The organism is Curtobacterium aurantiacum (genome assembly GCF_018598555.1).
GTDB classification, from domain to species: Bacteria; Actinomycetota; Actinomycetes; order Actinomycetales; family Microbacteriaceae; genus Curtobacterium; species Curtobacterium aurantiacum.
In genome coordinates, this window is record NZ_JAHEWN010000011.1 from 66,819 (window position 1) to 88,663 (window position 21,845).

The 21,845-nt window shown below is 70.4% G+C and carries 22 protein-coding genes; 13 read left to right on the top strand and 9 right to left on the bottom strand.

The window, feature by feature from the left end; all coding sequences use genetic code 11:
* Complete coding sequence (locus KK087_RS11295) at positions 1 to 981, bottom strand: ABC transporter permease (protein WP_214529017.1); 981 nt, start codon at positions 979 to 981, stop codon at positions 1 to 3.
* Between the two features lie 256 nt (positions 982 to 1,237).
* On the opposite strand from KK087_RS11295, the gene KK087_RS11300 reads away from it, so the two are divergent.
* Positions 1,238 to 2,956: an ABC transporter family substrate-binding protein gene (locus KK087_RS11300; protein ID WP_214565341.1), complete on the top strand. Its 1,719-nt coding sequence runs from the start codon at positions 1,238 to 1,240 to the stop codon at positions 2,954 to 2,956.
* A gap of 108 nt (positions 2,957 to 3,064) precedes the next feature.
* On the opposite strand, the gene KK087_RS11305 is transcribed toward KK087_RS11300, so the two are convergent.
* From KK087_RS11305 to KK087_RS11315, 3 genes are all read right to left on the bottom strand, one after another.
* Entirely contained in the window at positions 3,065 to 3,616 is a 552-nt protein-coding gene (locus KK087_RS11305) for a PH domain-containing protein (RefSeq protein ID WP_214565343.1), read from the bottom strand.
* Between the two features lie 193 nt (positions 3,617 to 3,809).
* A complete protein-coding gene (locus KK087_RS11310; RefSeq protein ID WP_214544068.1) occupies positions 3,810 to 4,289 on the bottom strand; it encodes a peroxiredoxin in 480 nt (159 codons plus the stop codon).
* 76 nt (positions 4,290 to 4,365) lie between these two features.
* Complete coding sequence (locus tag KK087_RS11315) at positions 4,366 to 5,115, bottom strand: CPBP family intramembrane glutamic endopeptidase (protein WP_214529021.1); 750 nt, start codon at positions 5,113 to 5,115, stop codon at positions 4,366 to 4,368.
* 138 nt (positions 5,116 to 5,253) lie between these two features.
* Here KK087_RS11315 and typA point away from each other — a divergent pair, with 138 nt between their 5' ends.
* The 7 genes from typA to KK087_RS11350 all read left to right on the top strand — a co-directional run bounded on the left by typA (position 5,254) and on the right by KK087_RS11350 (position 13,388).
* Positions 5,254 to 7,176, top strand: a complete 1,923-nt coding sequence (gene typA, locus KK087_RS11320; protein WP_214529022.1) for a translational GTPase TypA — start codon at positions 5,254 to 5,256, stop codon at positions 7,174 to 7,176.
* A 101-nt stretch (positions 7,177 to 7,277) separates the two neighbouring features.
* The gene (locus tag KK087_RS11325; protein WP_214529023.1) at positions 7,278 to 8,471 is read left to right on the top strand and encodes an amidohydrolase; all 1,194 of its coding nucleotides are present in this window, start codon (positions 7,278 to 7,280) and stop codon (positions 8,469 to 8,471) included.
* Positions 8,472 to 8,689: 218 nt separating this feature from the next.
* Complete coding sequence (locus KK087_RS11330; protein ID WP_214529024.1) at positions 8,690 to 9,238, top strand: hypothetical protein; 549 nt, start codon at positions 8,690 to 8,692, stop codon at positions 9,236 to 9,238.
* 19 nt (positions 9,239 to 9,257) lie between these two features.
* On the top strand, positions 9,258 to 10,442 hold the full coding sequence (locus tag KK087_RS11335) for a PIG-L family deacetylase (RefSeq protein WP_214565345.1): 1,185 nt from the start codon (positions 9,258 to 9,260) through the stop codon (positions 10,440 to 10,442).
* Positions 10,443 to 10,477: 35 nt separating this feature from the next.
* Entirely contained in the window at positions 10,478 to 10,795 is a 318-nt protein-coding gene (gene fdxA, locus KK087_RS11340) for a ferredoxin (RefSeq protein WP_214565347.1), read from the top strand.
* Positions 10,796 to 10,806: 11 nt separating this feature from the next.
* Positions 10,807 to 11,925, top strand: coding sequence for a succinyldiaminopimelate transaminase (gene dapC / locus KK087_RS11345; protein ID WP_214565349.1), 1,119 nt, complete (start codon positions 10,807 to 10,809; stop codon positions 11,923 to 11,925).
* 164 nt (positions 11,926 to 12,089) lie between these two features.
* Entirely contained in the window at positions 12,090 to 13,388 is a 1,299-nt protein-coding gene (locus tag KK087_RS11350; protein ID WP_214529060.1) for a citrate synthase, read from the top strand.
* Between the two features lie 220 nt (positions 13,389 to 13,608).
* Here the strand turns inward: KK087_RS11350 and dapD are convergent, their stop codons facing one another.
* Positions 13,609 to 14,574 (bottom strand): 2,3,4,5-tetrahydropyridine-2,6-dicarboxylate N-succinyltransferase, encoded by a 966-nt coding sequence (gene dapD, locus KK087_RS11355; RefSeq protein ID WP_214565356.1) that lies wholly within the window; start codon positions 14,572 to 14,574, stop codon positions 13,609 to 13,611.
* 119 nt (positions 14,575 to 14,693) lie between these two features.
* Between dapD and dapE the strand changes: the two genes are divergently transcribed.
* The 4 genes from dapE to KK087_RS11375 all read left to right on the top strand — a co-directional run bounded on the left by dapE (position 14,694) and on the right by KK087_RS11375 (position 18,157).
* The gene (gene dapE / locus KK087_RS11360; RefSeq protein WP_214544064.1) at positions 14,694 to 15,776 is read left to right on the top strand and encodes a succinyl-diaminopimelate desuccinylase; all 1,083 of its coding nucleotides are present in this window, start codon (positions 14,694 to 14,696) and stop codon (positions 15,774 to 15,776) included.
* Complete coding sequence (locus tag KK087_RS11365) at positions 15,761 to 17,005, top strand: hypothetical protein (protein WP_214565358.1); 1,245 nt, start codon at positions 15,761 to 15,763, stop codon at positions 17,003 to 17,005. The genes dapE and KK087_RS11365 overlap by 16 nt, the downstream gene beginning before the upstream one ends.
* A 147-nt stretch (positions 17,006 to 17,152) precedes the next feature.
* A complete protein-coding gene (locus KK087_RS11370) occupies positions 17,153 to 17,323 on the top strand; it encodes a DUF3117 domain-containing protein (protein WP_017887054.1) in 171 nt (56 codons plus the stop codon).
* Positions 17,324 to 17,437: 114 nt separating this feature from the next.
* Positions 17,438 to 18,157 (top strand): AAA family ATPase, encoded by a 720-nt coding sequence (locus tag KK087_RS11375; RefSeq protein ID WP_307858368.1) that lies wholly within the window; start codon positions 17,438 to 17,440, stop codon positions 18,155 to 18,157.
* 27 nt (positions 18,158 to 18,184) lie between these two features.
* On the opposite strand, the gene KK087_RS11380 is transcribed toward KK087_RS11375, so the two are convergent.
* Positions 18,185 to 18,817 carry an O-methyltransferase gene (locus KK087_RS11380; RefSeq protein ID WP_017887052.1) on the bottom strand — a complete coding sequence of 211 codons (633 nt, stop codon included), beginning with the start codon at positions 18,815 to 18,817 and terminating at the stop codon, positions 18,185 to 18,187.
* A 64-nt stretch (positions 18,818 to 18,881) separates the two neighbouring features.
* Here KK087_RS11380 and KK087_RS11385 point away from each other — a divergent pair, with 64 nt between their 5' ends.
* Positions 18,882 to 19,250, top strand: coding sequence for a twin-arginine translocase TatA/TatE family subunit (locus KK087_RS11385; protein WP_214529030.1), 369 nt, complete (start codon positions 18,882 to 18,884; stop codon positions 19,248 to 19,250).
* 82 nt (positions 19,251 to 19,332) lie between these two features.
* Here KK087_RS11385 and KK087_RS11390 read toward each other — a convergent pair whose 3' ends face one another.
* From KK087_RS11390 to KK087_RS11400, 3 genes are read right to left on the bottom strand one after another with little or no spacing between them, the layout of a single operon-like run.
* Positions 19,333 to 20,181, bottom strand: coding sequence for a class I SAM-dependent methyltransferase (locus KK087_RS11390; protein ID WP_214565360.1), 849 nt, complete (start codon positions 20,179 to 20,181; stop codon positions 19,333 to 19,335).
* A gap of 10 nt (positions 20,182 to 20,191) precedes the next feature.
* Positions 20,192 to 21,352 carry a P-loop NTPase gene (locus KK087_RS11395; protein WP_214565362.1) on the bottom strand — a complete coding sequence of 387 codons (1,161 nt, stop codon included), beginning with the start codon at positions 21,350 to 21,352 and terminating at the stop codon, positions 20,192 to 20,194.
* Positions 21,345 to 21,842, bottom strand: coding sequence for a DUF1003 domain-containing protein (locus KK087_RS11400; RefSeq protein ID WP_214529062.1), 498 nt, complete (start codon positions 21,840 to 21,842; stop codon positions 21,345 to 21,347). The genes KK087_RS11395 and KK087_RS11400 overlap by 8 nt, the downstream gene beginning before the upstream one ends.
* Positions 21,843 to 21,845: the final 3 nt, after the last annotated feature.

Below are 21,845 nucleotides of genomic sequence, written 5' to 3' on the forward strand. Positions count from 1 at the left end.
TCACACCCTCACTCGCGGGTCGAGCGCGGCGTAGAGCAGGTCCGCGAGGGTCCCTGCGATGAGCACGAGGATCGCCGTGAAGAGGATCGTGCCCGCGGCCGCGTTGATGTCGTTGTTGCTGATGCTCTGCACGAAGTACTCACCCATGCCGTGCCAGCTGAAGACCAGTTCGGTGATGCTCGCACCCGTCAGGATCAACCCGAACGAGTACGCGAAGAAGGTCGACATCGGGATGAGGGCGACCCGCACGCCGTGCCGCATGATCGCGGAGCCGCGGGTGCGACCCTTCGACCGTGCCGTGCGGATGAAGTCGTTCGACAGGACGTCGAGCATCGCCGAGCGCTGGTAGCGCGAGTAGGTCGCGACGGCGCCGATGGTCAGCGAGATCGTCGGTAACAGCAGGTGCACGAGCCGGTCGCCGAGCACCGGGAAGAACCCGCTCACCCCCGGCGTGTACTCGCCGGTGAACCGGATCACCTGCGTCCCGACGCCCTGGTTGAGCGAGGTCGCGAGGATCATCAGCACCACCGCGATGACGAAGGTCGGGGTGGCGAGGACCGCGAACGACAGGTACGTCGAGACCTGGTCGGACGTGCGGTACTGCCTGACCGCGTTCCAGACGCCGAGCAGCACACCGAGTATCGCGCCGAGCAGCGTGCCGATCACGAGCAGCCGGAGGCTCGTGCCGGACCGGGCGACGATGTCGGCGGTCACCTCGGTGCCGCGGGTGCTCATGCCGAGCGAGCCGTGCGTCACCAGACCGACCCACCAGTCCCAGGTGCGGACGAGGAGCGGGGTGTCCGGATCGGCCCCGAGCTTGCGCAGGGACGCTTCGATGGTGCCCTGCGGCACGGCCGGGTTGCGCCCGAGGAACCGGGCGGCCGGGTTGAGCGTGCTGCTGGCGAGGATGTACCCGAGCGTGGTCGCCACGATCGTCAGGACGACGTAGTTGACGATCCGCTTTGCGATGAAGGCGAGCATGTACTTCGTGACCTCTGGGTGCGGCCGTCCGTCCGGACAGCGTTGTCGGTGGCGACAGGCTAGCCGTTCGAGCGAGGGGCTGGGACGACGGAAGTGACGTTATGCAACATTCGTTACGAGCGTGTTTCGATTGATCGCACAGCCCCTTGTGCAGCCTTCGGATGTGGCTAGGGTTCTCAACCAACAAGACGCGACGGCGGGGGCCGCCGCGGTCCAGCGCGATCTGCGCGAACCACAACGAAAGGGAATCCTCGCCATGCGAAAGAGGATCAAGGGCATCGCCGTCCTCGCCACCGCTGCGGCTGCCGCCGTCGTGCTGGCGGGCTGCTCCGGTGGCGGACAGGCTGGCAACAGCAGTTCCGCGGTCGCCGAGTCGTCGCTGAAGTCGACCGGCTGGACCGTCGCGGACCGCGCGGACGTGCAGGACGGTGGGTCCATCACCCTGCCGATCGACACGGCTCCGGCGAACTGGCAGCTGCAGAACCTGGACTCGGGGACGGTCGACGACAACACGATCTCCGGCGCCTACCTGCCGAGCTTCATCCAGTTCAAGGAGAACGGCGAGTGGGAGCCGAACAAGGACTTCGTCGACTCGATCGAGCTGACGAAGGAGTCGCCCCAGACCGTCGAGATCAAGATCAACCCGAAGGCCGTGTGGTCGGACGGCACCCCGATCAGCGCGAAGGACGTCATCGCGAACTGGAAGGCGCTGAACGGTACGAACAAGGCCTTCGCGCCGCTGGCCACGAACGTGTGGGAGGACGTCGACTCGGTCGAGCAGGGCTCCGACGAGCGCGACGTCATCGTCACCTTCTCGAAGACGAACGCCGACTGGGCCTCGGTCTTCACCGCGATCTACCCGTACTGGGCCGTCGACACCCCCGAGCACTTCAACACCGCGTGGGCCAAGGGACCGTACGCCGCCGACGGCAAGACCTACGTCTCCGGTGGCCCGTACATCCTGAAGTCCTTCGACGCCAACGGTGGCGTCGTGACCTTCGAGAAGAACCCGAAGTGGTGGGGCGACGAGGGCAAGCTCGACACGATCGTCTTCAAGACGGTCTCCCGTGACGGTGTCGCCCAGGCGTACGCCAACAAGGAGCTCGACGCGTTCAACCTGAACGGCAGCGCCGACAACTTCAAGACGGCGAACTCGCGCTCCGACTCGAAGATCGAGCGGTCGCTCGGCACGACGTGGCGCCACGTGACCCTGAACGGCACGTCCGAGGTCTTCAAGGACCAGGACGTCCGCCAGGCGTTCGCCCAGTCACTCAACCGCAAGGTCCTCGCCCAGGCGATCCTGTCGCCGGTGAAGAGCCCGGGCGACGTGCTCAACAACCTCGTCTACCTGCCCGGCCAGGAGGGCTACGAGGACGACGCGTCGAGCGTCTACGGCTACAGCGTCGAGAAGGCCAAGGCGAAGCTCGAGGACGCCGGCTACGAGATCGGTTCGGACGGCTACGCGACCAAGGGCGGCAAGACGCTCGAGGTCCGGTTCGTGATCCCGTCGGACAACCCGAACTCGGCGAACATCGCCCAGCTCGTGCAGCAGCAGGCCAAGCAGGCTGGCTTCAAGGTGACCATCGACACCGTGCCCACCGACGACTTCTTCACGAAGTACATCACCACCGAGACGCGTGACTTCGACGCCACGTACTTCGCGTGGCAGGGCACGCCGTTCCCGATCTCGTCGCTGAAGTCGATCTTCTACCCCGCCGACGCCGGGCAGAACTACGCCGGCGTGACGGACGACTCGCTCGGCGCCGCGTGGGACAAGGCGAACGGTGAGCTCGACGCCGACGCCCGCATCAAGGACGCGCAGGAGATCGACAAGAAGATCGTCGAGGTCGCCGGCACGATCCCGCTGTTCGCCGAGCCGTACGCCTGGGGCGTGCGCAAGGACCTGGTGAACTACGGACCGGCGCAGTTCCAGCAGTCCTCGGTCAAGTGGGAGGACGTCGGCTACACGAAGTAGTCCCCACTCCGCACACGGACGATCCGCACCCGAACGACACCCTCGACGTCGCACGACGTCGGGGGTGTCGTTCTGCGTCGGCGCCCCGGGCGCCGCACGCGTCCGGGCCTACAGCCGCGCCGCCGCCATCGACGCCGCGATCCCGAGGACGACCATCGCCAGGATCGTCCACCCGTGCGTCCGGTGCGTGATCGGCGCAGCCGTCACGCTCGCGGGCGGTGGGCCGTCCTGCGGTGCCGGGGCGGGCACGCGGGCCAGCATCCGCGCGGCCGCAGCGTCGACGTCCAGGTGATCCGGGCCTCCCGGCTGCTCACCGGTGTGCGCATCGAGCCGCGCTGTGGGGCGGGTCGCGATCCAGACGCGGCGCACGCCCTCGCTGGTGACCACCTCGATGCCGTACTTGGTGCGGACCTCGCTGATGCGTGACCAGGTGTAGGTGCTGGTCCGCCGCACGTCGACGATGCGCAGGTGCTCGGGTGTCAGTTCGATCCGGGGCCGCCACAGCGCTGCCCAGGCGACGAACGCGACGGCGATGCTCGGGATCGGCACGAGCCAGGGGGCGCCGCCGCCGAGCAGGGCCAGTGGGACGAGCACGACGGCCACGACCCAGAGGACGACGGCGAGGGCGCGCAGGCCCGGGGCGACGATGGTGGTGTGCACCGGACGAGGGTACGAGATGCCTCCCCGGAGACGCCCGGGGAGCGGGTGTGACACACCGGCGCGTATCTCCGGACGACCCGATTCCCCGGGGAGGCAGATCCTGGACGGACCCTCGTGCCGACCATGGTCGTCGCCCGCGGTCGGGGTGTCAACACCCCATCTCGGCCTGTTCAGAGCACTCCCACGCCGAGCGCTACGAGACCAGCAGTTCGATCTGTTCTCGGATGGTCTCGGCCTTCGGGAACCGGACACCGACCAGCCCGACGTGCCGCCACCGGACCACGCCGTCCGGGCCGATCACGAACACGGATCGTCGCAGACCGATGCCCGGTGCCTGTACCCCGTACGCCCGGATGACGGAGCCCGCCGTGTCGCTGAGGAGCGGGAACGCGAGCGAGGAGTCGCGGGCGAACCCCTCGTGCGAGTCGAGTGCCTGCGGGCTGATGCCCCACACCGTCGCACCGAGGTCGGTGAACGCGTCGAGCTCCGCCTGGTAGCTGCAGAGCTGGGCCGTGCAGACCACGGTGGCGTCGCCGGGGTAGAAGGCCAGCACGACGGTCCGGCCGATCTCGGCGGACAGGTCGTACTCGTCGTCGGTCCGGACGCCAGCGCGCACGACCATCCCCGGCAGGGAGAACGACGGGGCGGACTCGCCGATCGCGGGGATGCTCATGGGTCTCACGGTAGGGGCGCGGCACGGAGGTTGTCCCTCGGCGCGCTGTGTGCGGACTGTGGATGCGCTCCGCGGCCTACGAGAACAGCCCGGGGAACGCGTTCGCCACCCACGGGTAGCCGACGAACACCGCGGCGTCGAGCAGGCAGTGCGTGATGACCAGGGGCAGCAACCGACCCCACTTCGTGTAGATCCAGCCGAACACGACGCCCATCACGGCGTTGCCGACGAACGCGCCGAAGCCCTGGTACAGGTGGTAGCTGCCGCGCAGCAGGGCGGTGGACAGGATCATCTGCCAGCGGCCCCACCCGAGGTCACCGAGCCGGGCGTACAGGTACCCGATGACGATGACCTCCTCCTGCAGGCCCGAGCGGATCGCGGACAGCAGCAGGACCGGGATCGTCCACCAGTACGAGTTGAGGGCGGCGGGGTCGACGGCGACCGTGATGCCGAGGGCCCGACCGGCGAAGTACAGCGCGAGGCCCGGGATCCCGATGCACAGGGCGATGAGCGCCGGGCCACCCAGGTCGGGCTTCACGCGGAAGCGGTCGATGCCGAGCCGGCCGAGGTGCGGCCGCGAAGTGCTCCAGAGCAGGAAGCAGACGAGTGCGACGGGAGCCAGGTCGACCGCGATGCCGAGTAGCTGCCGGGCCAGGTCGACGTACTCCACCGTGGTCGACGACGTGTTGAGCGCCGTCGACTGCTCGCCGAGCGGGGTCGTCTGCGACAGGTCGTCGACGATCTGCAGGATCGACCAGAGGGCGCTGGCACCGAGTGAGAGCAGCAGGACGATCGTGATCTCGGCCCACGTTCGCCGACGGCTCATCGTGAGTACTCCTGTCTGTTGCGAACTACCGGTAGACTGGCGTGTCGGGCGTTCTGCCCACGGGTGCGGTGCCGATCGACCAACAGGGTTGATCACCAGCTGGCCCGACACTCTCCCAGAAATTGAAGGATGTCCTGTATGGCGCTCGCCACCCGGTCCGACCTGCGCAACGTCGCCATCGTGGCACACGTCGACCACGGCAAGACCACCCTCGTCGATGCGATGCTCACGCAGACCAACTCGTTCGACGCCCACTTCGAGGGCGAAGACCGCATGATGGACTCGAACGACCTCGAGCGCGAGAAGGGCATCACGATCCTCGCGAAGAACACGTCGGTGCTCTACAACGGGAAGCACGCGACCGAGTTCGGCTCGGACGGTCCCATCACCATCAACGTGATCGACACTCCCGGCCACGCCGACTTCGGTGGCGAGGTCGAGCGTGGCCTGTCCATGGTCGACGGTGTCGTCCTGCTCGTCGACGCGTCCGAGGGCCCGCTGCCCCAGACCCGCTTCGTGCTCCGCAAGGCGCTCGCCGCGAAGCTCCCGGTGATCCTGCTCGTCAACAAGACGGACCGCCCCGACTCCCGCATCGACGAGGTCGTCTCCGAGTCGCAGGACCTGCTCCTCGGCCTGGCCTCCGACCTGTCGGACGAGGTCGACGACCTCGACCTCGACGCGATCCTCGACGTGCCCGTCGTCTACGCCTCCGGCCGCAACGGTGCCGCGTCGCGCAACAAGCCGAACGACGGCGAGCTGCCCGACAACGACGACCTCGAGCCCCTGTTCGAGGCCATCCTGCAGCACGTGCCGGCGCCGAAGTACGACGACGAGCACCCGCTGCAGGCGCACGTCACCAACCTCGACGCGTCGCCGTTCCTCGGCCGCCTCGCGCTGCTCCGCATCTTCCACGGCACGATGAAGAAGGGCCAGACGGTCGCGTGGGTCAAGCACGACGGCACCGTCGTCAACGCCCGCATCACCGAGCTCCTCATCACCAAGGCGCTCGAGCGCTACCCGGCCGAGTCGGCTGGCCCCGGTGACATCGTCGCCGTCGCCGGTTTCGACACGATCACCATCGGTGAGACCCTGTCCGACCCCGAGGACGTCCGTCCGCTGCCGACCATCACGGTCGACGACCCGGCGATCTCGATGACGATCGGCACGAACACCAGCCCGCTCGTCGGCAAGGTCAAGGGCCACAAGCTCACCGCCCGCATGGTCAAGGAGCGCCTCGACCGCGAGCTCATCGGCAACGTCTCGCTCAAGGTCCTCGACATCGGTCGCCCCGATGCGTGGGAGGTCCAGGGCCGTGGTGAGCTGGCGCTCGCCATCCTGGTCGAGCAGATGCGTCGCGAGGGCTTCGAGCTCACCGTCGGCAAGCCGCAGGTCGTCACGAAGCGTGACGAGAACGGCAAGCTGCAGGAGCCGTACGAGCACATGACGATCGACACGCCGGAGGAGTACCTCGGCGCGATCACGCAGCTCATGGCCGCGCGCAAGGGCCGCATGGAGAACATGACGAACCACGGCACCGGCTGGGTGCGCATGGAGTTCATCGTCCCGTCGCGTGGCCTCATCGGCTTCCGCACGTCGTTCCTCACGGAGACCCGCGGCACCGGCATCGCCAACGCGATCTTCAACGGCTACGACGAGTGGGCCGGTTCGATCCAGACCCGCATCAACGGCTCGATCGTGTCCGACCGCTCCGGCGTGGTCACGCCCTTCGCCATCACGAACCTCCAGGAGCGGATGACGTTCTTCGTCAACCCCACCGAAGAGGTCTACGAGGGCATGGTCATCGGCGAGAACTCGCGCGCCGACGACATGGACGTGAACATCACCAAGGAGAAGAAGCTCACGAACATGCGTTCGGCCAACGCCGACACGTTCGAGTCGATGACCCCGTCGCGTCAGCTCTCGCTCGAGGAGTGCCTCGAGTTCGCGCGCGAGGACGAGTGCGTCGAGGTCACCCCCGACGCCGTCCGCATCCGCAAGGTCGAGCTCGACGCGTCGGCTCGCCAGCGCTCGTACGCCCGCCTGAAGCGCCAGGACGCGTAAGCGCCCCAGCACGAGCAACACCCCGGAGGCCCGCCCTCCGTCCGACGGCCCGGTCACCTGCAGCAGGTGGCCGGGCCGTCCGCGGTTGTACCGTGGTCAGCGTGACTCTCGACCTGCTCTCGATCTACCAGGACCTGCACGCCCACCCGGAGCTCGGCTTCCAGGAGCACCGCACCGCCGGTGTCATCGCCGCGAAGCTCGCCGAGATCGGTGGGATCGAGGTGACGACGGGCGTCGGCGGCACCGGCGTCGTCGGCGTGGTCACGAACGGCGAGGGCCCCGTGGTGTGGCTCCGCGCCGACATGGACGGCCTGCCGGTGCAGGAGCGGACCGGCCTGCCCTACGCCAGCGAGCACGTCGGCACCGACGACGAGGGCCGCGAGGTCCCGACCATGCACGCCTGTGGCCACGACATCCACGTCACGTGGCTGCTCGGCACGCTCGAGCGCCTCGTCGCGACGACGGGGGACTGGCGCGGAACGGTCGTCGCCGTCTTCCAGCCTGCGGAGGAAGTGATCTCCGGTGCCCGCGCGATGGTCGAGGACGGCCTGGTCGACCGGTTCCCGAAGCCGGACGTCGTGCTCGGGCAGCACTCCGCGCCCGCACCGGTCGGCATCGTCGCCGTCGGCACCGGCCCCGTGATGGCGTCGAGCGACCGGCTCACCGTGACGTTCAACGGCCGCGGGGCGCACGGTTCGGCGCCCCAGGCCTCCCTCGACCCGGTCGTCACCGCGGCGTCGGCCGTCGTGCGGCTGCAGACCGTCGTCGCCCGCGAGGTCTCGCCGAGCGACGCCGGCGTCGTCACCGTCGGCAGCTTCCACGCCGGCACTCGGGCGAACATCATCCCCGACGAGGCGGTGATCGAGATCTCGACCCGTGCGCGCAACGAGGAGACCCGCCAGCGCATCATCGCCTCGATCGAGCGCATCGTCCGCGCCGAGAGCACGGCGGGTGGACTGTCCGAGCCGACGATCGTCCGTGCACCGGGGGCCGAGGTCACCGTGAACGACGCCGAGGCCGCCGCCACCGTGCTCGAGGCCATCCGCGCCGACGTGCCGGGTGCCCGTGACCTGGAGATCGGGCTCGCCATGGCGTCGGAGGACGTCGGGCAGCTCGCCACCGCCGCCGGAGCGCCGCTCGTGTACTGGTTCACGGGCATCACCGACCCGGAGCGCTTCCGCCGCGGCGAGGAGATCCCGAGCAACCACTCGCCGTTCTACGCGCCGCAGGCCGAGACCGCTATCCCGGTCGGCGTCGACGCCCTGGTCGCGGCGACGCGCGCGTACGTCGCCTGACCGTTCCTTCCCATCGCACGTGCGGTGGGAAGCGGGAACGGGCGTACCTGGTCGGAACGAACGACCAGGTACGCCCGTTTCCGCTCGGTACGCCCGGAACGGTCCGCCTCCGATGGGGAGGCCCGGGGCGGCCCCGCCGCCCACGTGACCGCCCCGGGGACGGGACGTTCACAGCCAACTCGCGCCGGGCCTCCCGAAAGGTCCGTTACGGTCGCGCCATGCGTTCCCTCCGTACCCCGCTGATCGCCGCCGTGGCTGCCGGCATCGCCCTGGCCGGACTCACCGGCTGCTCGACCGAGGCCGTGCAGCAGGCCACCGACCTGGGGTCCTCCGTCGCCTCGAACGTGGCAGACGGGGTGTCCGGCATCGACGGCAAGGCGATCCAGGACGGCATGTCCTCGGTCGCGGGTGGCATCGACGGTGCGCTCGACACCGCGCTCGAGGGCGCGGACGTGACCTCGGACGGCAAGGTGCCGGACGGGTTCCCGTCGGCCGACGTCCCGCTCGTCGACGGCACCGTGCTCGGTGGGGGAGCCGGCCCGAACGGCTCCGGGTGGGTCGCACAGGTCCGGGCGGCCTCGGTCGACGACTTCCAGACCGCCGCCCAGCAGCTCACCGACGCCGGCTACACCGAGTCGGCGAAGCGTGCCGACTCGTCCAGTGCGTTCGGCATGTTCCGGAGCGACGGGTACCGCGTCGTCCTGACCTTCTCGGACAGCAAGGACAGCGGCGGCGTCACGGCGACCTACATCGTCACGCCCCGCTAGTCCCGTACCCTTGGGGACGATGTCGAAGGCCCCCGTCACGCGCCCCGAGCGCGTCCTGATCGTGCACGCCCACCCCGACGACGAGACGCTCTCGTCGGGCGGGACCATCGCGACCCTGCTCGAGCGCGGTGCCGAGGTGACCGTGCTCACCGCGACGCGGGGTGAGCGCGGGGAGATGCTCACGGAGCAGCTGGTCCCGCTCGCGGGTGATCCCGCGCGGGTGGCGCGGCACCGGGAGACCGAGATCGCCGCGGCCCTCGCCGCACTCGGCGGGCCCCAGCACCTCTGGCTGGGCGGCGCGGGTGCCCGGCCCACCGACCTGCCGGAGCGTCGTTACGTCGACTCGGGCATGCAGTGGGGCCCCGACGGGCGCGCGACCGCCGCGGCCGACGCCCCGGCCGACTCGCTGACCGCGGCCGACCTGGGCGAGGTGGTGGACGACGTGCGCGCCGCGATCCGCTCCACCGGAGCCGATGCCGTGATCAGCTACGCCGACGACGGCGGCTACGGGCACCCGGACCACGTGCGGATGCACCACGCGGCGCAGTACGCGGCTCGTGCCGAAGAAGTCCCGTTCTCGATGATCGTCGACCCCGCCAGCGGGCAGGCCGACGTCACGGTCGACGTCCTGCCGGTCCGGGCCAAGGTGCGGGCGGCCGTCGAGCAGTACCGCTCCCAGGTCGCCGTCGACCCCGCGGACCCCACCGACCCGAGCGCCCTGTCGTGGGTGATGCCGCACGGCGTCCGGCAGCACGCCCCGGCGGTCGAGGCGTTCCGGCACGACGCGGCCCCGCAGCCGGCGGCGCCGCAGACCTACGCGGAGATGTCCGGTCAGGGCAAGGTCACGGCGGTCGTGGTCTCGCTGCTGCTCGGGCTGCTCGCCGGTGGCCTCGGGACGGTGACGCACCAGCAGACGCTGGGCTCGTTCCCGGTCGGCCTCGTCATCACGACGCTGATCGTGCTCGGCCTGACCGTCGGCGTGCGGCTCGTCTACCGCTCCCGGGCGATGGTCGCCGCGATCGGCATCGGGATCCTCGTCGCGACGCAGGTGCTCGTGTCCGTCGGGGGAGCGGGCTCGCCGCTCGTCCTCGCCAACGCGGCCGGCTACGTGTGGACCTTCGCCCCCGCGGTGATCGCCGCACTCGTCCTCGCCTGGCCGGACCTGTCGGGGCTGCGGTCCCGGACGGCCCCGGGCCACGAGTAGACTCGAACCCGCTCGTCGAAGGGAGCACCCGAACCGTGACCTACGTGATCGCCCAGCCCTGTGTCGACGTCAAGGACCGCGCCTGCATCGACGAATGCCCCGTCGACTGCATCTACGAGGGTGACCGTTCCCTCTACATCCACCCCGACGAGTGCGTCGACTGCGGTGCGTGCGAGCCGGTCTGCCCCGTCGAGGCCATCTACTACGAGGACGACCTGCCCGACGAGTGGGCCGACTACTACAAGGCCAACGTCGAGTTCTTCGAAGAGGTCGGTTCGCCCGGCGGTGCCGCGAAGGTCGGTGTGATCCACAAGGACCACCCCGTCGTCATGGCCGAGCCCCCGCGCAGCTGACCGGTCACCTCGTGGCGCTCGACCTCCCCGACTTCCCCTGGGACCAGCTCGTCCCGTTCAAGCAGCGCGCCGCGGCGTACGAGGGCGGCATCGTCGACCTCAGCGTCGGATCGCCCGTCGACCCCACGCCCGAGGTCGTCCGGACCGCACTGGCCACCGCCACCGACGCGCACGCCTACCCGCAGGTCGCCGGCACCCCGGCGCTGCGGCAGGCCATCGCCGACTGGTACGGCCGGCGTCACGGCGTCGCACTGACCGAGGCGAACGCGCTGCCGACGATCGGCTCGAAGGAGTTCATCGCCGGCCTGGCGCTCTGGCTCGGCATCGGCCCCGGTGACACCGTGGTGTTCCCGGCAGCCGCGTACCCGACGTACGAGCTCGGCGCAGCCCTGGTCCGGGCCGACGCCATCGCCTCGGACGACCCCGCAGCCTGGCCGGCCACGACGAAGCTCGTCTGGCTCAACTCGCCGGGCAACCCGGACGGCCGCGTGCTGTCGATCAACGAGCTCCGCGCCGCCGTCGCCCGCGCGCGCGAACTCGGCGCCGTCATCGTCGGCGACGAGTGCTACGCCGAACTCGGCTGGGACACGGAGTACGCCACCACCCCGACCCCCACGATCCTCGACGCCCGGGTGGTCGGCGACTCGCTCGACGGCGTGCTGAGCGTGTACTCGCTGTCGAAGCAGTCGAACCTCGCCGGCTACCGTGCCGCGTTCGTCGCAGGTGACGCGGCGATCCTGGCCGACGTCCTGGCGGTCCGGAAGCACGCCGGACTCATGCCGCCGCTGCCCGTGCAGCAGGCCATGGTCGTCGCGCTGCAGGACGAGACCCACGTGCAGCAGCAGAAGGCCCGGTACCGGGCTCGACGGAACATGCTCCGGCAGGCACTCGAAGGCGCCGGCTTCCGCATCGACCACAGCGAGGCGGGGCTCTACCTCTGGGCCACCCGCGGCGAACCGGCACTCGACACCGTCGCCTGGCTCGCCGACCGCGGGATCCTCGTCGCACCGGGCACGTTCTACGGTGCGGCCGGTGGTGAGCACGTCCGTGTCGCCCTGACGGCGACCGACGAACGCATCGCCGCAGCCTCCCAGCGCCTGGCGAGCAGCCGTCGACTCGGCACCGCGTAGCACGGACACGAGTACATCGGTCGGTGCCCGCAATCCGCGGGAACCACCAAATCGTCACCTGGGATGTGTGCACGAGCGACAGGTGCCGCGATTAGGCTGTCCTCGTGACTGACACTGCCAATGACGCTCAGAAGACGGCCACACCGCCCACCACGCCCGTCCCCGTGAGTCCCGCCGCCGAACAGCAGGGCGCGACCGCGACGCTGACGTTCCCGGGCGGCACGGCGGAGTTCCCGATCCTGCAGAGCGTCGACGGCGCGTCCGCGATCGACATCTCGACCTTCAAGAAGCAGACCGGGATGAACACGCTCGACTACGGGTTCGTGAACACCGGTGCGACGAAGAGCGCCATCACCTACATCGACGGCGACCAGGGGATCCTGCGCTACCGCGGGTACCCGATCGACCAGATCGCCGCGAACTGCACCTTCCTCGAGGTCGCCTGGCTCCTGATCTACGGCGAGCTGCCGACCCCCACCGAGCTCGAGCAGTTCGACGCCCGCATCCGCCGGCACACGCTGCTGCACGAAGACCTCCGTCGGCTGTTCGATGCCCTGCCGCACTCGGCGCACCCGATGTCGGTGCTCTCGAGCGCCGTGAGCGCCCTGTCCACGTACTACGAGGCCGACATGGACGTCGACGACCCCGAGAAGGTCGAGCTGCAGACCGTCCGGTTGCTCGCCAAGCTCCCGGTCATCGCCGCCTACGCGCACAAGAAGGCCATCGGTCAGGCGTTCCTGTACCCGGACAACTCGCTGTCGTTCGTCGACAACTTCCTGCGCCTGAACTTCGGCACCATGGCCGAGACCTACCAGCCGAACCCGGTGCTCTCCAAGGCGCTCGAGCGGCTGCTGATCCTGCACGAGGACCACGAGCAGAACGCCTCGACCTCGACGGTGCGCATGGTCGGCTCGACGAAGGCGAACATGTTCGCCTCGATCTCGGCCGGCATCAACGCCCTGTACGGTCCGCTGCACGGTGGTGCGAACGAGGCCGTGCTCGAGATGCTCCAGCAGATCAAGGACTCGGGCGAGCCCGTCACGCGCTTCGTCGAGCGGGTGAAGAACAAGGAGCAGGGCGTCAAGCTCATGGGCTTCGGGCACCGCGTCTACAAGAACTACGACCCGCGCGCCAAGCTCGTGAAGGAGTCCGCGCACGAGGTCCTCGAATCCCTCGGGGTGCAGGACGACCTGCTCGACATCGCGATGGAGCTCGAGCAGATCGCGCTCGAGGACGAGTACTTCGTCAGCCGCAAGCTCTACCCGAACGTCGACTTCTACACGGGCATCATCTACAAGGCGATGGGCTTCCCGCCGCGGATGTTCACCGTCCTGTTCGCGATCGGCCGCCTGCCCGGCTGGATCGCGCAGTGGCGCGAACTCAACAACGATCCGCTCAACAAGATCGGTCGCCCGCAGCAGCTCTACGTGGGGGCGCCTGAGCGCGACGTCCCGAAGCGCTGACCGACCGCGGGGCGGCAGGACGCGCCGATCACCTCCGCCGAGTGGTCGCGAACCGTCGTCCGGAGGGTGACGAAACGACGGTTCGTGCGCCGTCGGCGCCCGCAGACGGTGTGTCGTGACCGCTCGCGGGGCGGGGCACTGGACGCGACGACCTGGAGGCCCGGTGCCGGTCTCGTGGACCGGCGCCGGGCCTCCAGGCGGGTGCGTCGGGTGCGGGGCGCTACGCGTGCAGCGCGGTGTTCAGCTGGATGCCCTCGCCCTTGCGCTGCAGCGCCTCGACGGCGCCGCTGAGGCTGTTGCGGCGGAACAGGATGTTCGGGGTGCCGGAGAGCTCGGCGGCCTTGACGGTCTTCGGGGTGCCGTCGGGGTTCGGGGCAGCGCCGACCAGGACCACCTTCGTGCCCGCCGTGACGTACAGGCCCGCCTCGATGACGGAGTCGTCGCCGAGCGAGATGCCGAGCCCCGCGTTCGCGCCGAGGAGCGCGCGTTCCCCGAGCGAGACACGGTGCGTGCCGCCGCCGGACAGCGTGCCCATGATCGAGGCCCCGCCGCCGATGTCCGTGCCGTTGCCGACGACGACGCCCTGCGAGACGCGGCCCTCGATCATGGCGTCGCCGAGGGTGCCGGCGTTGAAGTTCACGAAGCCCTCGTGCATGACGGTGGTGCCCGGTGCCAGGTGGGCGCCGAGGCGGACCCGGTTGGCGTCACCGATCCGGACGCGGTCCGGCACGACGTAGTCGAGCAGGCGCGGGAACTTGTCGACGGCGTGCACGGCGATCCCGGCGCGCTGCAGCGACGGGCGCAGGCGCGTCAGGGACTCGGGGTGCACCGGGCCGGCGTTCGTCCACGCGACGATCGGCAGGTGGCCGAAGACGCCGTCGAGGTTCACCGCGTTCGGGCGGACGTGCAGGTGGCTCAGCAGGTGCAGGCGCAGGTACGCGTCCGGGGTGCTCGCCGGGGCGGCGTCGATCGAGATCTCGGTGGTGACGGCCTCGACCCGGACCTCGCGGCGGGGGTCGTCACCGACGTGCGCCTGCAGCTCGGCCGGGAACACGGCGTCGGCGGGCAGCGCCCCGAGGCGCGTCTCCGGGTACCAGGTGTCGAGCGTCGTGCCGTCGGCGGCGATCGTCGCGAGGCCGTGGCCCCAGGCGTGGGTCGGGCGGTCGGAGGCAATCGTGTCGGTCACGGCTCCAGGGTACCGAGCGCCGGTCGACGGGCACCGTCCGGCCGGACGGCCGGGGCGGCGGGGTTCCCGACCGTCCGGACTGCCGGGGCGGTGCGAGGGGTGGCCGGTAGGCTGCCCGCATGCCGGAGCACCTCGACCTCACCGCCTCGTCCATCGACATCACCCGTGCCATCTGCGACATCGAGTCGGTGTCCGGCAACGAGCAGGCCCTCGCCGACGCGATCGAGGCCGTGCTCGCACCGCTGCCGCACCTCGAGGTGATCCGTGACGGCGACGCGATCGTGGCGCGGACGAACCTGGGCCGCGACCGCCGCGTCGTCATCGCCGGTCACATCGACACCGTGCCGCTCAACGACAACCTGCCGACCGAGTTCCGCACCGCCGAGGACGGCACCGAGATCCTCTGGGGCCGCGGCACCGTCGACATGAAGGCCGGCTGCGCGGTGCAGCTCAAGCTCGCGTACGACCTGGTCGACCCCTCCGTCGACGTGACCTGGGTCTGGTACGACCACGAAGAGGTCAGCGACGCCCTGAACGGCCTCGGCCGTCTCGCACGCACGCGGCCCGAGCTGCTCACCGGTGACTTCGCGATCCTGGGGGAGCCCTCCGGGGCGCAGATCGAGGGCGGCTGCAACGGCAACCTGCGCGCCGAGATCCGCACCTTCGGCAAGCGCTCGCACAGTGCGCGCAGCTGGATCGGCGACAACGCGATCCACAAGACCGCCCCGATCCTCGCCACCCTGGCCGCGTACGAGCCGCGCACCGTCACGGTCGACGGGCTCGAGTACCGCGAGGGTCTGAACGCCGTGGGCATCAGCGGCGGCATCGCGGGCAACATCATCCCGGACGAGGCGATGGTGCACGTGAACTACCGGTTCGCCCCGTCGCGCTCGGCCGACGAGGCCGTCGCGCACATCCGCGAGCTGTTCGACGGGTACGAGGTGACGATCGTCGACCTCGCCGCCGGCGCCCGCCCCGGCCTCGACGCCCCGCTCGCGCAGGACTTCGTCGCAGCGGTCGGCGGTCCGGCACCCCGCCCGAAGTACGGCTGGACCGACGTCGCCCGGTTCTCGGCGCTCGGCGTCCCCGCGGTCAACTACGGCCCCGGTGAGCCGGTCTTCGCCCACCACGACGACGAGCAGGTCCCGGTCGCGCAGATCACCGCGGTCGAGGCCGGGCTGCGTCGGTGGCTGACGGCCTGACGACGGCGGGGGCCACCCGGAGGACCCCTGCTCGCACCCGCTGGCGCGCCCGGTACCGGGTCGTGCCGTGGTGGGTTCGCATCACGATCGTCTACGTGCTCGCCCGGCTCGTCACCGGCGCGATGATGCTCGCGTTCGCGGGCGTCCAGGCGGCGAACTCGTTCACCGTGGAGAGCCCGGGCTACCTGTCGTTCGCGTCGATCTGGGACGGCGCCTGGTACCGCGTGATCGCCACGGGCGGGTACCCGTCGACGCTGCCGGTCGACGCCGCCGGGCACGTGACCGAGAACGCGTGGGCGTTCATGCCCGCGTACCCGTTCCTGGTCCGGGCGCTCATGCTGCTCACCGGGGCGTCGTTCGAGTTCGTCGCGGTCTCGGTGTCGTTGCTCGCCGGCCTCGGTGCCGCGCTCGTGTTCCGCCGGCTCATGGGCCGGTTCCTCGACCCGGCCCGGGCGACGTTCGCCACCGTGCTGTTCTGCGTCGCGCCGGTGTCGGCGATGTTCCAGGTCGCCTACGCCGAGGCGATGGGCCTCTTCCTGCTGCTCGTCGCGCTGCTGCTCATGGTGGACCGGCGGTGGTGGGCGATGCTGCCCGTGGTGCTGCTGCTCGGCATGACCCGGCCGACCGGGCTCGCCTTCGCCTTCCTCGTGGTGCTCTTCGTGGGCGCGTGGGCCATCCGTCCGGCGTGGGTGCGGTCGTCGGAGCCGCTGACCCTCCGCGGGCTCGTGCCGCCCGCCGTGGTCGCCACGGTGTCCGGTCTGGTCGGCCTGGCCTGGCCCGCGATCGCCTGGGCGGTCACCGGGGTGCCGAAGGCGTACACGGACACCGAACTCGCCTGGCGGTCGTCGTACATCGGCTGGAAGGAACTCGTGCCGTTCGCGCCCTGGGTGCAGGGGTTCGGGTGGTGGTTCGGGCAGCCCGCGGGCACCGTGTTGCTCGTCGTGGCGCTCGTCGGGTTCGCCGCGTTCGTCTGCATGCCGGCCGCACGCCGGATCGGCATCGAGCTGCGACTCTGGGGCGTGGCGTACCTGGTGTACCTGCTCGCGGTGTTCTTCCCGCAGTCGAGCACCTGGCGCATCCTCGTGCCGATCGCACCGCTGCTCGGCATCGTCGCGCTGCCGCGGTCGCGGGTGTACCGCGTGGCCGTCGTCGTCGCGTTCGTCGGGTTGCAGTGGGTCTGGCTGTACTACACGTGGTGGGTCGACGGCTACGACTGGACCCCGCCGTGATCGATGCGGGGCGCCGGAGGCCCGTGGATCCGCGTTCTGCGGAGCATCCGGACGGCACGTTCGACACCCCCAACCTGGGCGGTTTCGCAGTTGCCCCCTCCATACGGGATAATGGGGCTGCATTTACTGCACGAAAGGGGACATCTGATGGCAGCCATGAAGCCGAGGACCGGTGACGGGCCGATGGAGGCTGTTAAGGAGGGTCGACTCATCATCGTGCGGGTTCCGCTCGAAGGTGGAGGCCGCCTGGTCGTCTCGGTCAACGATGCCGAGGCCAAGGAACTCCACGACGCACTCGCTGAGGTCGTCTCGGCCTAGTACGTCGAAGCACCAGAACGGGAGGCCCGGAGCGTGTACGCTCCGGGCCTCCCGTCTGTCCGCCCGCAGCCGGTTGCACTCCGCGGTGTCGGTCGGCTCCGGCAGGATGGGGCCGTGCCGAGGACGAGACTGCCGATCCGCCGCGTCGAGGAGTACGCGCCGGACCCGATGCGCCGGGACGCCTGGCCCGCGACCCTCGCGCCCGTCCGGCAGCTGCTCGACGACGGGCTCGACCTCGCTCCGGTGACGGTGCTGGTCGGCGAGAACGGTGCGGGCAAGTCCACCCTGGTCGAGGCGATGGCGCTCGCGTTCGGCATGGGACCCGAGGGCGGTTCGACGAAGTCCGGGCACAGCACCCGCCCGAGCGAATCCCAGCTCTGGGAGCACATCGCCCTGCACCGCGAACCCGGGGCCGTGCGGTCCGGGTTCTTCCTGCGTGCCGAGACCATGCACGGGGTGTTCACCTACCTCGAGGAGCACCCCGGGGGCAACGAACCGCTGTTCCACGAGCGCAGCCACGGGGAGTCGTTCCTCGACTTCGTGATCCACCGGTCGCAGTGGCCCGGGCTCTGGATCCTCGACGAGCCGGAGTCGGCCCTGTCGTTCTCGGGCTGCCTGGCGCTCATCGGGCTGCTGCAGTCCATCGTGGAGACCGGCGTCGGACAGATCGTGCTCTCGACGCACTCACCCGTGCTCGCGGCGTTCCCCGGGGCCGAGATCCACGAGGTCGGCGAGTGGGGTCTGCGGCGCACCACGTGGAGCGATCTCGACCTCGTACGGAACCAGCGGGCGTTCCTCGAGTCGCCCGAGCGGTACCTGCGGCACCTGGACTGACCTGCGCGAGCGCCGGCGGGTCAAGCGCTAGTTGGTGACCTTCGTCAGCTGCAGCAGCCCGTCACCGGCCGGCGACAGCGCGCTGCGCACCGCACCGGAGGTCGACACCTCGGTCAGCAGCAGCCGGAAGTCCGTGGTGGCACGGTCGCGCTTCACCGGGTCGGCCACACGTCCGCGCCAGAGCGCGTGCGGCACCAGGACGGTGCCACCGAGGCGTGCGAGCCGAAGTCCGTGCTCGACGTACTCGATGACGTGCTCGGGGTCGGCGTCGACGAGCACGACGTCGTACGAGGCCTCGTTCATGCGGGGGAGCACCTGGTTCGCCCGACCGGGGATGAGCCGGATCCGTGCGGGGGCGGTGCCGGCGCTGATGTAGGCGTCGCGGGCGAACTGCTGGTGGTCGACCTCGACGTCGATCGTCGTCAGGGTCGCGTTCGGGGCACCGGCGAGCAGGTACAGGCCGGAGACGCCGAGTCCGGTGCCGATCTCGATGATGCTCGTGGCTCGCGAGGCTGCGGCGATGACCCCGATCTGCGCACCGATCGCGGGCGAGATCGCTTCGACCCCGAGTTCCAGGGAGTGCTCCCGAGCACGGGCGATCGCCTCGGTCTCCGAGACGATGTCCTCGGCGAACTTCCAGTTCGACTCTTTCTCTGACACGCACACTCCGTTCGGGAGACAACTCTAGAGGTGCAACGCAGCAGCACGCGTTAGGCTCGCTCGCGTGGACATCCCGCTCGACAAGATCCTGATCATCGGGGTCATCGGCGTCCTCTTGCTCGGGCCGCAGCGCCTGCCGATGTACGCCCAGAAGTTGGCCGAGTTCGTCAAGGCCGTGCGCCGGTTCGCCGACACCGCCAAGGAGCGGATGCGCGACGAGATGGGCCCCGAGTTCGACGACATCGAGTGGCAGAAGCTCGACCCGCGCCAGTACGACCCGCGCCGCATCATCCGAGACGCCCTGCTCGACTCCGGCTCCGGTGCCGCAGCCGTCCAGACGGCGCAGGTCACGGCGTCCAAGGTGCGTGCGACGGCTCCCGTCGTGCCGCTGGCAGCCGGTGAACCGGCACCCTTCGACGCCGAGGCGACCTGACGCCCGTCACGTCCCCACGCGACGGACTGGAGGCCCGGTGCCAGCTGGCACCGGGCCTCCAGTCCGTCGTGGGGTCGCGTCGTCAGTCGCGGGTGGCGACGATCGTGTAGGTGGTCGGGATGCGGTCGCGGTCGTGTTCCGGCCATGCCCACGACCCCGTGCCGGTCTCGACCATGCGGGGGCTGAACCGCCACGGCAGGGTGCGACCCTCGTCGAGTCGGCGGAGCCGGAGTCCGGCGCCGAGCAGGGCGTTGACGATCTCGGACAGCGGGTGCGGCCACTCGAAGGTCCGGGTGTTCGCCACCGTGCCGTCGCCCGCGTAGGTGCCGGCATCGTCCCACTGCTGTGCCGTGCCGTCCGGGAAGTAGCGGTAGCGGGTGACGAGCTCGTCGGCGTCCTCGTCGAGGGCGTACAGGGCGGGGTGGCCGTCCCGGATGAAGAACACCCCGCCGGGGCGCAGCAGGCCGGCGACCTGCGCGGCCCACCGATCGAGGTCGGGGAGCCAGCAGATCGTGCCGATGCTCGTGTAGACGACGTCGAAGTCCCCGGTGACCGCTGCCCGGGCGTCGAGGACGTCGGTCTCGACCCAGGTGACGTCGAGTCCGAGTCGCGACGCGAGCCCGCTTGCCGAGGCGAGTGCGGCGGGGGAGAAGTCGACGCCGGTCAGCCGGGCGCCCTCGCGGGCGAGTGACACCGTGTCGGTGCCGATGTGGCACTGCAGGTGACAGACGTCGAGGCCGTCGAGCGAGCCGTTCGGCAGCCAGGGCGTCAGGGCAGGCAGGTCCTCGCGCACGACGTCGGAGCGGTGGTCGGGGTCGGCGAGGGCGTCGACCGCGTAGGCGCCCTCGTGGATCGGCACCCGGTCGTCCCAGTTCGCCCGGTTCGTGGCGCGTGCGTGGTCCCAGTCGACGTCGACGTGATCCGAGCTCATGCCGTCGAGCCTAGGACAGCGACAACCCGAGCTTCCGGCCGGCGAGCCCGCGTCCCATCGTCGTGATCCGGTCCGCGATCGCCGTCAGGGCCACCGCCGACGGGTCCTCGGGAGCACCGAGCACCACGGGGAGGCCGGTGTCCCCGCCCTGCCGGAGCGGCACGGACAGCGGCACGCTGCCGAGCACCGGCACGGGGCTGTCCTGCCCCCGGGAGAGCCGTGCGGCGGTCTCGGCGCCACCGCCCTCGCCGAACAGGTGCAGGACCGAGCCGTCGGGCTGCACGAGCCCCGCCATGTTCTCGATCACGCCGATGACCCGCTGCCCGGTCTGACGGGCGACGATCCCGCTGCGCTCGGCGACGTCGGCGGCTGCGGCCTGGGGGGTCGTGACGACGAGGACCTCGGCGTGCGGCAGCAGCTGCCCCACCGAGATCGCGACGTCGCCGGTGCCCGGCGGCAGGTCGAGCAGCAGGACGTCGAGGTCGCCGAAGAACACGTCGGTCAGGAACTGGTTCACGGTGCGGTGCAGCATCGGGCCGCGCCACGACACCGCGGTGGAGACGTCGTCGACGAACATGCCGATCGACACGACCTTCACGTCGTGGGCCACCGGCGGCAGGATCATGCTGTCCACGCGAGTCGGGCGCGGTGCGACGCCGTGCTCGTCCGTCAGGCCCATCAGCCCGGGGACGCTGAAGCCGTGCACGTCGACGTCGACGACCCCGACCCGCAAGCCCCGGCGGGCGAGCGCGACGGCGAGGTTCACGGTGACCGTGGACTTGCCGACGCCACCCTTGCCACTCGTCACGGCGATCACCCGGGTGAGCGAGTCCGCGGTGAACTGGACCTCCTTGGGCCGGCCAGCCCGCAGCCGCTCGGTCAGCGCGGCGCGCGTCGCGGGGTCCATCACGGACACGTCGACGTCCACCGCGGCGACCCCCGGGACGGAACCGGCGGCGACGCGCACGTCGCGCTCGATGGTGTCGGCGGCGGGGCACCCGACGATCGTGAGCTGCAGGTCGACGCGCACCGCGCCTCCCGGCTGCACGTCGACCCCACGGATCATGTCGAGCTCCGTGACGGGGCGACGGATCTCGGGGTCGATGACGCGGCCGAGCGCGGCGAGGACCGCCGTGCCGAGCTGTTCGTCGGTGGGGAGGGCGTCAGCCACGGGTGGAGCTGTCGTGTTCGTCCGCGTAGCCAGCCTCGTCGGCGTCGCGGCGATCGAGTTCCTCGAGCAGGGAGCGGAGCTCGGCGCGGATGAAGTCCTTCGAGGCCATGTCCCGCATCGCGAGGCGCAGGGCGACGACCTCGCGTGCCAGGTACTCGGTGTCCGCCAGGTTCCGCTCGGCCCGCTGACGGTCCTGCTCGAACTGCACGCGGTCACGGTCGTCCTGCCGGTTCTGCGCGAGCAGGATCAGCGGGGCGGCGTACGACGCCTGCAGCGAGAGCACGAGTGTCAGTGCCGTGAAGCCGATCGCGGCCGAGTCGAACTGCCACGGCTTCGGCGCGAGGGTGTTGTAGCCCATCCAGACCACGCAGAACAGCGTGAGGCCGATGAGGAACCACGGCGTACCCATGCCGCGTGCGATGCCTTCGGTCGCGCGACCGAAGGTGTCCCCGCGACCGCGGCGGCGGGTGGGGAGCACACGCGTGCGCATGCC